Origin of the sequence: Bradyrhizobium sp. AZCC 1610 (genome assembly GCF_036924515.1) — a bacterium.
Classification (GTDB): Bacteria; Pseudomonadota; Alphaproteobacteria; order Rhizobiales; family Xanthobacteraceae; genus Bradyrhizobium.
This window is the reverse complement of sequence record NZ_JAZHRR010000001.1, coordinates 7629458-7643595: the sequence shown is the minus strand read 5'-3', so window position 1 is coordinate 7643595 and position 14138 is coordinate 7629458. Positions and strand designations below refer to the sequence as shown.

The 14138-nt window shown below is 67.6% G+C and carries 12 protein-coding genes; all 12 read right to left on the bottom strand.

The annotated features are described in order from the left end of the window. Position 1 precedes the first annotated feature (1 nt). From V1279_RS37305 to V1279_RS37250, 12 genes are read right to left on the bottom strand one after another with little or no spacing between them, the layout of a single operon-like run. Complete coding sequence (locus tag V1279_RS37305; protein WP_334445969.1) at positions 2–2020, bottom strand: phage tail protein; 2019 nt, start codon at positions 2018–2020, stop codon at positions 2–4. After that, the gene (locus tag V1279_RS37300) at positions 2017–4044 is read right to left on the bottom strand and encodes a putative baseplate assembly protein (RefSeq protein WP_334445967.1); all 2028 of its coding nucleotides are present in this window, start codon (positions 4042–4044) and stop codon (positions 2017–2019) included. The genes V1279_RS37305 and V1279_RS37300 overlap by 4 nt, the downstream gene beginning before the upstream one ends. Next, positions 4041–6041, bottom strand: a complete 2001-nt coding sequence (locus V1279_RS37295; RefSeq protein WP_334445965.1) for a baseplate J/gp47 family protein — start codon at positions 6039–6041, stop codon at positions 4041–4043. The genes V1279_RS37300 and V1279_RS37295 overlap by 4 nt, the downstream gene beginning before the upstream one ends. Further along, positions 6038–6442, bottom strand: coding sequence for a GPW/gp25 family protein (locus V1279_RS37290; RefSeq protein ID WP_334445963.1), 405 nt, complete (start codon positions 6440–6442; stop codon positions 6038–6040). The genes V1279_RS37295 and V1279_RS37290 overlap by 4 nt, the downstream gene beginning before the upstream one ends. An 8-nt stretch (positions 6443–6450) precedes the next feature. Further along, positions 6451–7215: a phage baseplate assembly protein V gene (locus V1279_RS37285; RefSeq protein ID WP_334445961.1), complete on the bottom strand. Its 765-nt coding sequence runs from the start codon at positions 7213–7215 to the stop codon at positions 6451–6453. 1 nt (position 7216) lies between these two features. Further along, complete coding sequence (locus V1279_RS37280; RefSeq protein WP_334445959.1) at positions 7217–8377, bottom strand: phage late control D family protein; 1161 nt, start codon at positions 8375–8377, stop codon at positions 7217–7219. 8 nt (positions 8378–8385) lie between these two features. Beyond that, positions 8386–9048 (bottom strand): CIS tube protein, encoded by a 663-nt coding sequence (locus V1279_RS37275; RefSeq protein WP_334445958.1) that lies wholly within the window; start codon positions 9046–9048, stop codon positions 8386–8388. After that, the gene (locus V1279_RS37270; RefSeq protein WP_334445956.1) at positions 9045–9233 is read right to left on the bottom strand and encodes a putative phage tail protein; all 189 of its coding nucleotides are present in this window, start codon (positions 9231–9233) and stop codon (positions 9045–9047) included. Before V1279_RS37270 ends, V1279_RS37275 begins: the two co-directional genes overlap by 4 nt. Then, positions 9230–9727, bottom strand: a complete 498-nt coding sequence (locus V1279_RS37265; RefSeq protein WP_334445955.1) for a phage tail protein — start codon at positions 9725–9727, stop codon at positions 9230–9232. Before V1279_RS37265 ends, V1279_RS37270 begins: the two co-directional genes overlap by 4 nt. Further along, positions 9724–11334, bottom strand: a complete 1611-nt coding sequence (locus V1279_RS37260) for a hypothetical protein (RefSeq protein ID WP_334445954.1) — start codon at positions 11332–11334, stop codon at positions 9724–9726. The genes V1279_RS37265 and V1279_RS37260 overlap by 4 nt, the downstream gene beginning before the upstream one ends. Further along, positions 11331–11798 (bottom strand): phage tail protein, encoded by a 468-nt coding sequence (locus V1279_RS37255; RefSeq protein ID WP_334445952.1) that lies wholly within the window; start codon positions 11796–11798, stop codon positions 11331–11333. The genes V1279_RS37260 and V1279_RS37255 overlap by 4 nt, the downstream gene beginning before the upstream one ends. Before the next feature lie 12 nt (positions 11799–11810). Beyond that, positions 11811–14135 (bottom strand): phage tail sheath family protein, encoded by a 2325-nt coding sequence (locus V1279_RS37250; RefSeq protein ID WP_334445950.1) that lies wholly within the window; start codon positions 14133–14135, stop codon positions 11811–11813. Between the last annotated feature and the right edge of the window lie 3 nt (positions 14136–14138).

Here is a 14138-nt window from a genome sequence, read left to right as displayed (position 1 = left end):
GTCACTCCAGATGTGAATTGATGCCAACGCGCAAGTTTGAAGCCGTGGCGCCGCCTGGTCGCGCGGGCCTCGAACCCGCAGCAAGAATGGAATTGCGCCGCAAGCGGATGTTTCCGCCGCGGCCGAGCACCGGTTTCGGTATGCCGGTGAACGCGGTATCGACTCCGATGCTCGATCCCGTGCCGACCACCCATCCGGTGCGGCGGGTGCGTAGTGTCTCGACGGTGTGCGCTGGTTTCTGCGCGCTGACCAGTTCCGCGAGCCGGCGTTTGAGCGGCTCCGAACCGCCCATCGACGGTGACACCAGCACGCGAAAACGGAACGCATCCGCCGACAGCGCGTCCCGATCAGGGTTGCCGAAACTGCGCAGCTGCGCCCTGCCGAGCGCGGAGGTATCAAGCCGCATGCGCGCGGAGGCGCGGCCGAACACACGTAGCGAACCGAGGCGAGCACCGAACGCAAGCGCCGCGTAGGCGCGTTGCGGTCCGAGCTCTTCGATTTCGCAGTTCGCGCCGAACACGAGCTCGATGGCGCGGCGCAGTCCCTGGCGCGTACCGCGCTGCGCGTACAACGCGGGAATGGAATGCAGAACACGTCGGCGCACGCGCGCGCTCCAGCGCGGGTCGTACGCCACGTCGAGCAGCGTACCGATCCAGGGCAGCACTTCGTCCGGCGTGTTGTCGAGATCGAACAACGCCGGGAAGGATTCGATGGATGAATCGATGTCCGCCAGGATGGAATCAAATAGCGCGAGCAGGCGCTCGGTGAAATCTTCGGCTCTTCCGCTTTCGCGGAATACCGGCGGCAGATGCTCGATGCTGGTAGCCCGCGGAAATTCCAGGCGGACCCTGCGCAAGCGCGGTGTGACATTGCCGTCGCCGGCAAATTCGAACAGCAGGTGCAGAAATCTCCCTGGGGTCACCATCACGAGAAAATCGTTGGCGTCCGGATTGGCGGCTCTCGTCCACGTCAAACCACCGGCGGGTACCTTGCCGTCGGCCGTGGTCGCGAGGCTCACGCGGATCGACGCTCTCGGCGGCAGTTCGGCATCCAGCACCACGCGGTGCCAGCGGCATTCCTCGATGCCGCTGTCCAGCGCCTCGGCGAAGTATTTGCCGTCGGTGACGAAGCGCGGAGCGCACGACGGCAGGGCCCTCTCCAGATCGTCGCGTTCCGCGCAACGGCCGTACCAGGTGAAGCAGCTCACGCGTGGCGCCTCGTTGCGGCGCCCGCGCTCGATGCAGAATCCATCCGCTGTCACCAGCGCAATGGGCAGCGGTGACAGGCGGCGCACAAGCTCACGCGAAGTTGCCGTCGTGGCCGCGCCGCTCGTGACGTCGATGCGCAGCAGACGGAATTCCTGTGCGTCGTGCGCTGCCGGCGCACGCTCGATGGGAAGTTGCCGGTACAGCAGCCAAGCTTCATTGCCGAGCATGCGCATGCCCACCAGCCGGGATCCCGACGGCAGCGAAACAGCGAACACCCGTTCGACGCGCAGCCGCCGATCGATCACCGCGATTCGCACCGTGCCGTCAGGCTCGTCGCAGCACACCACTAGCTGGCCGTGCATTCCATAGGACAGCAGGCGCGGCGCCGACAGCCCGGTCGTGCCCAGGAACATCGCGCCGCGGCGAGCAAAGTGCAGCACCGCGCCGCGCGCGTGATCCGCGACCGCGAAGTGACCGTCGTACGCCGCGATGGCGTCCAGCGCGGAGCCTTCGAAGGGCTCGCAACGCGCGCTCCACATCGGCTGCCAGTCGCAGTCGCAGGGACCGAGCTTAATGACGCGCGAGGGCGCCGGGGTGACCAGCAGCCACTCGCAGCGGCACGCGTCCCAGGCGAGGCGCGGCGGCGGAATGCGCCTTTCATGCCCGCGGCATTCGATCGCGCCCGTGCCGGACAGGCACAGGCCACCGGGCGAGTTGAAGCCGGTGACGCCCTGGACCAGCGGCGTGAGCTCGAACCAGCCCGAGTCCATGTCGAGCAGGCGGTAGATAGTCCTGTCGGGGACGCAACTCATGCGCTGTTCCTCGCGTCAATCACCTGGAAGCCCGTGGCGCGCAGCAGGCTGTGCGGCTCGATGGCGAAGTTGCTGCATCCCACGACGGCGCGGCCGTCGACGCGATAGTCCAGCGTGCGCAGGCTGCGCACCGCCGGGCGGCCATCCACCTGCGCCGCCATGACCACGCGCACCAGGCCGTCGTAACGGATCTCGCCACCAAACGGCCAGCCCTGCCCATCCACTCCGCCGCGCAGCGGATGCAGGTAGTCGTCGAGCACGCGCACCACCGCGCGCACCGCGCGCGTGGAGTCCACGTCCGGATTCAAGTCGACCGCGACGCGCAGCGCGATCTGCTGGAAGCGCGGCACGGCGGCCGTCACCACCACTCCCGCGGGCGCGACATGGGCGGAGAGCTCGGTGGCCACGCTGCGCAGCGTCTCCGCATCGGCATCCGGCACCACGCCACCACGCTCCGGCGGCAGCACGAACACGCTCACTACTCCCGGTATACGTGCGCCGGGGAATTGCGCGTGATAGGCGGCAACCGCGTGCGCGCGCGCCACCTCGGCGCCGCGCACCTGCTTCGCGTACAGCGCGTAGTCGGCCACCGTGACCGCGCGCCCGCGCGCACGGATCTCCGCGGGTCCGCGCCGCAGGGCGGTCGACTGTAATTCGGGATCCGTGCCGCCGCTCGCTTCCTGCGCGTTGTTGACGCTGGTGACGCCGGGCGCAGCGCTGATCAGCGCGCTGATGTCTTTCGCGGCAAGATGCTCGGCCGCGCTGCCGCCCACGCGGTATTTCACGGCGCGCACATTGCCGAACCCTTCCGGCACGCTGCGGCCGTGGACGTCGTCGCCGAAGGAGACGATGCCGTTGATGGGGTCCAGCGCGAACACGCGGTCGTAGGATCCGGCGGCCGTGAGGTCGTCGACCTGCCGCCAGGCGCGGAAACGCCGGCCTTCACTGTCGGCCGCGATATCGTCCGCGGGCCCCTCTTCCACCTCGATGCTCAGCGAGCCCGCCAGCACCGGCACCTGCGAGAGCGTGAAGCGGCGGCGCTGCGAGCCGGGCACGGCCACGAGGTTTTCGCCGAACACCGTGCGGCCGGACGTGGCGCGTGCGGCGTTGATGGACACCTGTGCCAGGCGCGGCGCGCGCGAGTAAATACCGTCCATGAGACGCACGCGCAGCCAGCGCAATGGCTGGTCACGGCGAACGCCGGCGGGATCGCCAGCGCGCCAGCGCGCCGGCGCGCGCAGCTCGACCAGCCCGGTGACGCCGAGCGCCGCGGTTTCATCGCGCACCGGCTCGACGGTGACGAAGCTGCCGCTGTCGAGCACCGACCATTCCAGCGCGGGCACCGGCAGCAAGCGTTCCGGATCCGTGCCGCCCGCGCTCAGCGGCGCGGGCGCTTCGTCCACAGTGGAGACCTGGAACGAGAGCGTCAACGATTCGCGTACGGTGGCCGTGCCGGAAAATCCGATGAACAGCGCCGCGCCCGCCGCGGGCCGCGCACCGAAGGGTTCGAATGCCTTGCCGGGATCGGCGGGCGACTTGATCGACGAGAGATTGCCATCCACCAGCGTGGCCATCGCCTCGATGCGCAGCGGCACCGCGTAGAGCGTGTCGTGGGTTTCGAAGTACACTGTGTCGCCGTTGGCTCCCGTGCCGCCCACCTGAAAGCCGGCCGGGATCGCCACGGACTCGGTGAGGTTGTCGAGCACCTCGAAGCTCACCAGCGCGGACGCCGACCGGCCCGGCAGGGCCGACACGCCGGCGATGTCGAGGAATTCGGTAGTGGCCTTCTCGGGCAGGCGATTGACGCGCGTGATCAACGCGTCCTGCAACTCGAGCACCAGCTCGCGCAGCGCGATGCCGGCGTCGCGCGGGTCCTCGCGCGTCCACTCGGGCGTGTAGTTTGGCCGGCGGCGGCGCAGCCGCGCACGCAGTGCCTCGCGGCGCTCGACGATGGCCGGCTCGGCGTCCACGCCGCGCGCGGGCGGCGGCGCATGTCCTCCACGTTGCAGCCACCAGACGCTCATCGCAGCCCTCCGCTGAACGTTGCGGGCGTGAGCGTCGCGGTGAGCGAGCGCAGCCACGGCAGCGCGTGCGGACTCGGCGACACGTCGCCGCAGTCTTCCTCGTCCGCGCCGTCGAGCGAGATTGCTATGCGCGTGACGGTGAGCCCGGGAGCCAGCGCTTGCTGAGCGCGACGCAGCAGCATCGAAGGGCGCAGCGGCGCGCCGAATTCCCAGCCCGCGGCCGGATCGCCGTCGCCGCCGGTCAGGGGATCGAGGAACTCGCGCAGCGCCTCGAACAGCGCGGCTCGCACGGCAGCCGCCTCGCTGCGCTCGCCGGAAACATCGACGTGCAGGTCGACCGCACGATACCAGGCCGCGCGCACAAACACCTGCGTGCCGAGCAGACGCGCCCGCCCGAGGCGCTTGCGAACCGCGGCCAGCATGCCGACGTCGGCCACCGGCGTCGCCACGAATTCGTCCGTGGGAAGCAGCTCACCACGCGGCGCCCAGGGCACGATGAAGACCGACACGGCATCGGCCACCGGGCAGGCGTGCCGCGGATGCACGCCTACCGCGGCGTGCGCGCGCGCCACGTCCACGCCCGGGGTGGCGCGGGCCAGTTCCTCGAAGTCCGCCGCGGTCACCGCGCGGGTCACGCGGCGTGTCCAGGCACGCGCGCGGGTGCGCGCGGCATCGATGCTCTCGGCGTCGGCGCCGCCGATGCCGGGCACGACGTTTCGCGCGGTGGCACAGGGACGGGCCGGAGCCGCGGAGTCCACGGTCCACGTGCGGCCGGTGCCGACGTTGCCGCGTGTGCCCCCACCCATCCAGAAGCGCCATTGCACGTTGTCACCGGCTGCGAGCGCCGGTACGCGACCCTGGTAGCCGTTGCCGAATTCCAGCAGTTGCCGCTCGCGATCGATCACGAAGACCCGCGCATCGGAGCGGTGAAAGGTGAAGTCGTCGGTAGCCCGCCAGAGGCGCCAGCTGCCGTCGCGCTCGCGCAGGCGCAGCCGGGATTGTTTGCCGAGCGGACCGTCGCCGTCGTGATTGCCCCGCGCGTCCAGCAGCAGCGGCAGTTCGCGGGACGGCAGCGGCAGGAGCCCGGCGTTCATGGGGCCGCACGTCACGGGCCGGCGATGCTCGGCGACTACCACGTTCGGGACCACGCGCAGCAGGCGCGGCGAGTAGACGAAGGCGCAGCTCTCGACCGTCGCCCACAGCGAGTAGATGGAGCTGCCCGCCTCGCGCTCCGCCCAGCGAGGCGCGGCCGGCGGCCGGAAGCGCAGCAGCCCGGGCCGGCGCAGGCCCAGCGTGTCGTCGACGAGCTGGCCAGCATCGAGTTCGCGCCGGCCCGCCGCGGTGCTGTACCACCAGCGCAGCCGCTGGGGCGGCGGCGCGCTGCGCGCTTCGGAGGGATGCCAGGCCGGATGAATGCCCGGTGCCACGTCGAGATCCAGCAATACACCGAATGGCGCCGAGAAATTCGCGGGCGGCGCGGCGCGCAGGTGGAGGTCGAAGCGCACTTCGGCGGGCGCGCCGTCGGTGCCGAACAGCGGCAGCGCGCGCGTCGAGTCCAGCTGGCGCATGCGGCTGTGATGCAGCGTGGACACCGCGACGTCGTCGTCGACAGCCAGTCCCTGGGCGGCGTGCATCGTGGTGAAGCGTATGTCGGGACGCGACTCATCGAGCAGGAACTCGCTGTGCCGCGGAACGAGGAAGGCGCCGGGTGCGATGCCCGGCAGGCGGACACGCAGCAGCGTGCGCGCCGGCCGCGCGCCTTGCTGCCGCACGCCTAACAAACGCAGCGAGGCGCGAACCATGGAGTCCGGCACCTGGTCGACCCAGAAGATGCGCTGCTCGATGAGCCAGGCGTAGAGCTCGAGCAATGTAACGCCGGGGTCCACCGGCGAGTGCAGCGTCCAGTCGCCCGACGACGCCGCCGGAACGCGGCGGCGGATGCCGTCGACCATCGCGCGCCAGTCAAGATCGTCGAGCTTGACGGGTGCCAGACTCATTGCGGCGCTCCCGAATCACGCAGGTAGAACGGGAACACCAGGTTCTCGCGCGTATTGGAAGCGCGGATGCGGTAGTCGATGGCCACCAGCGCGATGGTCTCGTCGCGCGGGCTCAACTCGGCGCGTACGTCGTCGAGCTCCACGCGCGGTTCCCAGTCGCGCACGGCCTCGCGCACCGCGCGCTCGAGCTCACGCAGGAAGTGCTCACTGCCCGGCGCGAACACTAGGCGGCCCGCGGTGCAGCCGAAGTCCGGGCGCATCACGCGCTGACCGCGATCGGTCTGCAGGAGGATGCGCAGCGACTGCTCGATGTTCTGTTCCCCGCCGACATAGCCCAGGCCGCCGGACGCATCGGGCTCGATGGGGAAGCGCCAGCCGTTGCCGATGATGTCGCTGCCCATGTGCGCTCCTATGCCTGCACCGTGACGGTCTTGGACAGCACCGTGGCCAGCGCCGGATTCGGCATCGGCGGAGTGGTCGGGATCTGCCCGACCTGGTGCGTGTGCGTCGAGAACAGCTGCAGGAACGCGGTGCCCAGCACGGCGGGCTGGATCGCCGAGGAGCCGATCTCCACCTGCGCCGCATCGAGCTTGACCTTCATCTTGCCGGAAAGCGTGATGGTGCCGCTGCCGTCGAGCTTCACCTGTTGGCCGCCGCTGGTGCTGATGATGATCGCGCCGCCGTCTTTCTCCATCGTGATGCTCTGGCCGCCGCCGGTGTCGATCACGATCTTCTTGCCCTGGTCGTCGAGCGTGAGCGACTGGCCGTCGCTGGACTTCAGCGCTATCTTTTTCTTGTCCGGCGTGTCATCGAGCAGCACCTGGTGTTTGCCCTTGGTGCGGATCAGCTTCTGGTCGAGGCCGGGCGGCTTCTCGCGCTTGCTCGCGGGCTTGTCCTTGCCGTTGTACAGGCCACCGAGCACGATGACCTCGTTGAGATCGCCGTGCACGCAGGCCACCAGCACTTCGTCGTGCTCCTCGGGCACGAAGAACGAGCCATAGCCATTACCAGCGTACAACTGGCACACGCGGCACCACTCGGTCTCCATGCTCTGGTTGAGCCAGGGATAGCTGAGACGCACCCGGCCCTCGCCTAGCGGATCCTTGTTGTCGACCACCAGCGCCTGCATGACGCCGTAGTAGTACTGATCTGCCTGGTGTGCCGCGCTGTCCATTTCAACTCCCGCTGTACATGGTCTCGACGTCGAAGGTCGTGGTGTAACCGCCGTCGCCGATGGAATGCGTCACCTTGCGGACGCGATACGAGCCGCTGAAGCGATCGCCCACACCCTTGAGATCGATGTTGTCGTCGGGCTGCAGCTCCGGAATGCCGATGGTCGAGCCGTTGCCGGTGCCGAAACGCGTGGCGCGTTCGCGCAGGATGCTCACCGCCAGGTCGCGCGCCTCGCGCTCGCTGGCCACCGGCCGATCGACGACGAGGTTTTCGCGATCGGCGAATTTCTTGCTGGCGAGCTCCGGGCCGCTGGTGCTGTCCTTCTTTGTGGACGGCGGCAGATCCTTGTCCGTCGCCACGCCCACAATGGCCTTCTTCTCGCGCGGATCCCAGCCGCGCACCGTGACCTTGGACACCTGCCGGTCGCTCGACAAGGTCGGCGAAAAGCTCCGCAGGCTGCGGCCCCACTCCAGCTCGTAGGTGCGCGCGGTCTTGCCGTCGCGCCCGTCGCGCGGCGGCTGGAAGTACAGCGTGTTGCGCCCGGCCTTCGATCCCACCAACACGAAGCATTCGAAGTCGATGCGGCGCGCGCGCTGCAGCAAGAACTGCGCGTCGTCGAGGTTCTTCTGGTACACCACGTCGTGCGTGATCGGCGATTTCTCGCCGACGAAATCGAGGTGATTGCGGCGCGCGATGTCCTGCGCGATTTCCGTGTCCGTCTTCTTGACCCACTTCACGGTCTCGCCGGACTTGGGCTTGCGCGCCTTGAGGAACTCCAGGCTGTCCTTGCCGCTGATGCTCACGGTCAGCGCGCCGTTCTCGCTGAAGCGCGGACTGACGCTGGTGATGGGACCATGAATCACTTGGCGCGTGCGGTTCACGTAGCCTAGCTCGATGCGCACCATGTTGCCGATCATCAGCTCCGCGGAGTCGCTGTACTTGAACCTGAGGTGCTCGTCGTCCCAGTTGTTGAGCGTGACGTCGAAGCCGCCGAGCTCATCGGCGGCGAGATTCACCTTGAGGTCGATGACGTCGCCATGGGTGCTCGGCGAGAGTTGTTTGCCCTCCACCTCGATGCGGAAGTCCGGCACGTAGTAGTCTACGTTGAGGTCGCCACCGCCGCCGGGGGGCATGCCGAGCTGCTGTACTGCGCCGCCTGCCATGGCGCACCTCAGCGCAGCCGCGGCACGAGCAATTGCGTGCCGGGCTCAAGTGAACGGGGATCCTGGATGTCATTGGCCAGCGCCAGTGCCCGCCATTGCGCCGGATCGCGGTAGATCTGCGCCGCGATGCTCCACAGCTCGTCGCCGCGACGGACGGTGAAGCTCTTCTCGACGTCCGGGGAGTTGCGCGGACGCTCGGAGAACTGCACGTTCACTGGCCGGTATTCGCGCAGCGTGGTGGACAGCTTGGCGCGCAGCGGCACACCGGTGGAGCTAAACAGCGTGTACGTGACGTTGAGGCTCTCGAGCACGCCCTTGAAGATCTCGCGATCCCACTCGAAGGCCACCAGCGGCGGCGCGTGCAATTCGGTGTTGATGTTGAGCAGTCCGCGCACTGCATCGACGTACTTCTTGCGCACGTCTTCGAGCGTGTCCGAAGTATCGACGATGAGTTCCAGCGTTAGCTTTTCGGAGGCGCCGCGAACATACTGGATCGGCGGCGTCTCGAGCCCGGGGATGGAGATCTCCGCGAAATTGTTCTGCTTCTGCAGCTGATACTCGGTGGGATTGAAACGCAGTGGGATCACATCGGGCGTGACCTTGGGCGTGATGATGCGCAGTCGGGCCGGCACCGTGGCTTCGCGCACCGCGTCGACGGGGATGAGGCTCATGACTTGTTTCCGTACAGGTTGGGAACGATGGCGCGCTCATCGTCGAGTTTCTTCGCGTGCTGCTCGAGCTGTTTGGCGATCTCCTGCCAGCGCCGCATGTTCTTCTGGAACATGCGCGCGAACACGGCCTCGTCGCCCTCGCCCTCGACTTCGAACCGCACTTCTAGATTCTGGATGGTGATCATGATGTCAGCGGTGGTGATAGATAGATCTGTTGCAGGCCCTCGTGGGCGATCTCAAGCGTCTCGATAGCCACAGCGCTTTGTCCCGCGTTGAGCTCCGGCCCGGTCCATTTCGCGGCCAGTCCGCCGAAGAAACACCACGCCACGGCCGGCGTGCCGGCCGGGGTTAGCAGGATGATGGCGCCGTCGCGGCGCGCGCCCAGTGAGTTCGACAGACCCTGCTGGTACCACCACCAGAGCCCCATCTCGCGTACCACGCCGCGCTTGAGCGAGATGCGCGACCAGGTGTGCCGCAGCGGCAGCTGGTGCGCGTAGCTGTTGGCGCCACCCTCGGGATAGGCGGCGATCTCGAGATCCGCGCCGAGACCGCGCGCCTCCTGGAACGAGCCGTTCGGCACCAGCGGCAGCAACGCCGCCTGGGCCGGCGGCAGGTGCGCGTCCGCCGGATCCAGCGTGACGATGAAGCGATACGACGGCAGCGGATCTTCGATCATCATGATTCGAAGACCTCCAACCGGCCGTCACCTCCGAACGACAGACGCAGCAGGATGTATTCCATCGGCGCCGCGGGCGCGACCTCGATCTCGCACAACACCTGGCCGAGATCGATGACGTCGGGTGTGTTGAGCGTTGCGTCGCAGCGGATCTGGTATGCCTCCTCCGGGCGGCTGCCCTTGAGCGCGCCGTGCTGGAAGGCTTCGAACAACACGCTGTTGACACCGCGGTAGATAGTCAACCAGAGCTCCGGACCGTTGTTGTCGAAGACCAGCGGCTCGGCGACGCGGCGGATGGCGCGCACTAGTCGGTTGATGAGCCGGCGATGCGCGACGAAGCGGTTCTCGCGCTCGTCCGCCGTGCTGGAACGCGCCAGCGTCCCGCCGCCCCACACCATGAGTCCCGACCCGGGCGCGCAACGGATCATGTTGATCCCGAGGCGGTTGAATTCGATCTCCACGGGTTCAGCGAAGCTGCGCGACAGGTCGACCGCGTCGTACACGGGCAGGTTCGCGGGTGTGTACGAGGCGCCGCGCTCGCGATCCGAGCGGCTGACGATTCCCGCCACGTGGCCGCAGGGCGGCACGTCGCGCAGCGGCGTGACGACACCACCGAGCGGATCGCTCACACGCAGCCAGGGATGATAAAAGGCCGCGGAACGTGCGCCTCCCGGCAGGTCCTCATTGCGAAGCGCGTGCGACCATTGCACGGTCGCATCGAAATCCAGGGGCGGATGGCGGAACTCATCGCCATCCGCGGGCATCTCGGTGAGGACCATCCGGTCCTTGAGTTCCTCGCAGCGCAAGATGGCTTCGCGCAGGATGTCCGCGCGCTCCTGATCGCCCGCGATGTCGAGCCCGAGGTCGGGGAATGCGAGCAGCGCGGGCTCCACCTGGTCGCACAGCGCCGTCAGAGCGTCTAGGTACAGGGGCTGCGCGGCCTCACCGTCGACACCGCCGCCGAGTTCGACGTCCCAGTCGGTGCGCGGCTGTTGCGCCGCGCGCGTCTGCATGTCCTTGAGCGTGGTTTCGACGCGTATTCGATCGGAGCGGTTTGTGATGGCGCGTACCAATGGATCCAACTCCGAGTCGCCGGGCTCTTCGGCGAGCGCGCGGGCGTCGAGCTTGATCGGCCCGATGAACTCGTCGGGCTCATCATCCGTTTCCACGCGGATGGCGAGTCGCGGCACGCCCACTCCGGCACGCTTCAGCGAGAAGACTACGCGCGCGCGATTCGCCCAGGCTCCGGGGCTTGCGGCGAATACATTCACGGTGATGGCGCCCAGCATTATCGAGCGGCGCGCGCACACGAATGGCCGCGGCAATGCGCGGTCATCAGCATCGGCCACTCGGCCGACACGCAGTACATAGGCCACCTGGCCGCCATTCTCGAAGTAGCCCCGCACCGCATAAGAAAGATGTGTCGCCGTCCCGAGCCCGCCAAACACCCGCTCGAATTCCCGCCAACCTTCGATTCGCACGGGCACTCCCACCGGTCCCCGCCGCGCGCGGCCGGCGAACGCCGCGATATCCGAGCGCAGCGGCGCGAGCACTGGCGGTGCCGGCGTTCGCTCCACGTACAACCCGGGTCGGCGCGCTTCCAGCATCATGGCGCCTCACCGTCGATGTGCAACCCTTCGTGGCAGATCTCGAGCGTCTCCATCGCTACTTCGTTGTTCTTCGCGTTCATGCCCGGCCCGGTCCACTTGCAGGGCCAGCCGCGCACGAAGTTCCAGCGCATCACTTCCTTCTGGCCGGTCTCGTCCATGAGCACGACTGAGCCGTCGGCGCGCTGCACCTTCCCCTTTTGGCCCTCTAGGATCCAATTCCAGAACCCGAGGTCGCCGATGAGGCCGCGCTTGAGCGTGATGTTGGTGAATTTCTTGAGGCCCGGGAGCTTGCGCGCGCGAATGTCTTCGCTGCCATTGCGGTAGTCGATGGGATCGACGGCCACTTCCAGTCCCGCGACCTCAGAGAATGAGCCCTTCACCGCGGCGCCGTCGGCGCTCACGCCCGTCACCTCGATGCGAAAGCAGTAACTCGGGTAGGGATCGTCTCGATAAACAGCCGGCATGGTGCTCTCCTATCAATTCGTGTTGGCATCGAGCGTCTTCTGCTGAATGCGGAAGATGACGAACTCGGCGGGTTTCACGGGCGCAATGCCAATGACACAGATGAGCCGGCCGTTGTCGATGTCGTCCTGGGTCATCGTCGTGCGGTCGCACTTGACGAAGAACGCCTCGTTCGCAGCCGTGCCCTGCAGCGCGCCGTTGCGCCACTGGGTTGTCAGGAAGTTGGTGATGCTTAGCCGCACGCGCGCCCAGGTAGGCTCGTCATTGGGCTCGAACACCACCCACTGCGTGCCTTCGTCGATAGATTCTTCGATCATGATGAACAGGCGCCGCACGTTGATGTATTTCCACGCCGCGTCCGAGGTGACGCAGCGCGCGCCCCACACGCGGTTGCCGCGGCCGGGGAAGAAACGCAGCACGTTGATGTTGCGCGGGTTGAGCATGTCCTGCTCGCGCTTGGTCACGTCGGCGGCGATGCGCGTGATGCCGCGAATGACTTCGTTGGCGGGCGCCTTGTGTACGCCGCGGTCGACGTCGACGCGCGCGTAGATGCCCGCCATGTGCGCGGACGGCGCCATTTCGATCTCCCGGCGCAGCGATGGATCGCGCACTTCCAGCCACGGGTAGTAGAGCGCCGCGTACTTGGTGTCGATCGGCTCGCGGAAGGTGCGAACCCCCTCGATGTCGATACCCCCCGGCGGATCGAGGATGGCGAAGCGATCCTTGAGAGTTTCGCAGTGACTGATCAGCGCGTCGTGCACCCCCGTGGAGTGAATGCCCGGCACAAGGCAGATAGACACTTCGTCGATGTCCTCGAGCGACTGGATGCCGGTGCGATTGCCGCTGCCGCCGTCGACGCCGATGAAATCCTCCGGTGCCAACGTGTTCAGGTTGTCGCGGCCGCCGATGAGATCCACCCACAGCCGCTCCGGCGCCGGTGCCACTGCCGCCGGCACGCTCGGGAAGGTCGCGAGAGAACTCGGGGTCACAAAGGCCGCGCCAACCGTCAGCGTCGCGAGCACGGAGCGGTCGTTGACGGCGCGCGCAAAGTAGTTTGGCGTGCCGTCGTCGATGAAACGCAGGTTGGAGAAGGTCTCGGTCTGTTCGACCGCGAACCGGTTGCGGTAGCGCACCAGCACTTCCGCCTCGATGATGCGGATGCGATGGGCTTCGGTGTACCGGCCGTTGAGATTAGCGCCCACCGTGACCTGGTTGCCGTTGATGGCCGTGACGACCTGGATTTCCTTGGCCTGGCCATCGTCGAATTCGAGCAGCGCGCCCACGTAGGCCGACCCGGGACTGGACACGTTGAACGTCGTCGCGGTGTTGAGCGGCCCGGCGCGCGTGATCACAGCGTTCGCAGCGACCGGCGTGGGGGTGCCATTCCCATTCACGGTGATGGTCGCCGGTGGACCCGGCGCCACCGCGGCAACCGTGAACTGCTGCCCGCCGATCTCGACGATGTCGTTGGCGGCGAAGGTTCCGAGCGCCGCTACCTGGATGGCGGTCTGTCCGGCCGCGGCGATGTTAGCCGGAGCCGCGGCGGTCGTGGTAACCGGTACGCCCGGCGAGAAGCGCAGGCTGGCTCCAACCATCGGCCGGATCTGCGCACTCACGCCGGAGCCGGCGAGGATGCCGGTTTCCGGCGGGAGCGCGGTTTCATCGCCGCCCCAGGCGCCTTCCGATTTCGCCTGCACACGCAGACGCGGATCGGGGGTGGCGGCAGCCGGCGCGGCCGTGCGCACGGAAACCACTATCCAGTCTCGCCCTGCCACGAGGTCCTGGCCGACGGGCGCGGTAAGAGTCACGGTGCCGGAGCCGGCATAGGACTGCACAGTCACGGGAGCGGCAGCAGCCACGCCGTTGATGACCAACGTCAGATTGGTGCCGTTGTCGATGCCGATCAGGTGCCGCAAGCGCAGCGTCGTGTCGGCCGCGACGGCGTTCTGGACCAGTTCGCTGACCACGCCGGTGCCGAGCGTCGTCTCGGCACGCACCGCGTTTCCACTGACGACCCGCTTGACGTAAATGCGCTGGCCGCCGTTGTCGAAGAAGGCCTTGACGGCCAGCGGGAATTTCCACCAGTCGCCGAGCGTCGCCGTGGCTGTCGCCATGTTCGCGGCCGAAGGTTCGGGCAGATAACCACCGAACTTGCGGGTGAACTCCGCAAAGGAGGTGACCAGCTCGGGCTTGCCGCTGTACGGGCCTTGCCGGCCCTGCGTCGGGCCACGCATCGTCACGCCCACGGCGCCCGCCGTCGAGGTGCTCACTCCTTCGATCGGTTTGGGACCTGCGTCGATTTCTTCTACGTAGACTCCGGGACTCAGGTATTCGGCCATAGA

Excerpts from the sequence above, each read along its gene's own strand:
- V1279_RS37285 (WP_334445961.1), bottom strand. The coding sequence starts at position 7,215 with ATGGACAGCGCGGCACACCAGGCAGATCAGTACTACTACGGCGTCATG.
- V1279_RS37295 (WP_334445965.1), bottom strand. The coding sequence starts at position 6,041 with ATGAGTCTGGCACCCGTCAAGCTCGACGATCTTGACTGGCGCGCGATG.
- V1279_RS37280 (WP_334445959.1), bottom strand. The coding sequence starts at position 8,377 with ATGGCAGGCGGCGCAGTACAGCAGCTCGGCATGCCCCCCGGCGGCGGT.
- V1279_RS37300 (WP_334445967.1), bottom strand. The coding sequence starts at position 4,044 with ATGAGCGTCTGGTGGCTGCAACGTGGAGGACATGCGCCGCCGCCCGCG.
- V1279_RS37270 (WP_334445956.1), bottom strand. The coding sequence starts at position 9,233 with ATGATCACCATCCAGAATCTAGAAGTGCGGTTCGAAGTCGAGGGCGAG.
- V1279_RS37255 (WP_334445952.1), bottom strand. The coding sequence starts at position 11,798 with ATGCCGGCTGTTTATCGAGACGATCCCTACCCGAGTTACTGCTTTCGC.
- V1279_RS37305 (WP_334445969.1), bottom strand. The coding sequence starts at position 2,020 with ATGAGTTGCGTCCCCGACAGGACTATCTACCGCCTGCTCGACATGGAC.
- V1279_RS37250 (WP_334445950.1), bottom strand. The coding sequence starts at position 14,135 with ATGGCCGAATACCTGAGTCCCGGAGTCTACGTAGAAGAAATCGACGCA.
- V1279_RS37265 (WP_334445955.1), bottom strand. The coding sequence starts at position 9,727 with ATGATGATCGAAGATCCGCTGCCGTCGTATCGCTTCATCGTCACGCTG.
- V1279_RS37290 (WP_334445963.1), bottom strand. The coding sequence starts at position 6,442 with ATGGGCAGCGACATCATCGGCAACGGCTGGCGCTTCCCCATCGAGCCC.
- V1279_RS37275 (WP_334445958.1), bottom strand. The coding sequence starts at position 9,048 with ATGAGCCTCATCCCCGTCGACGCGGTGCGCGAAGCCACGGTGCCGGCC.
- V1279_RS37260 (WP_334445954.1), bottom strand. The coding sequence starts at position 11,334 with ATGATGCTGGAAGCGCGCCGACCCGGGTTGTACGTGGAGCGAACGCCG.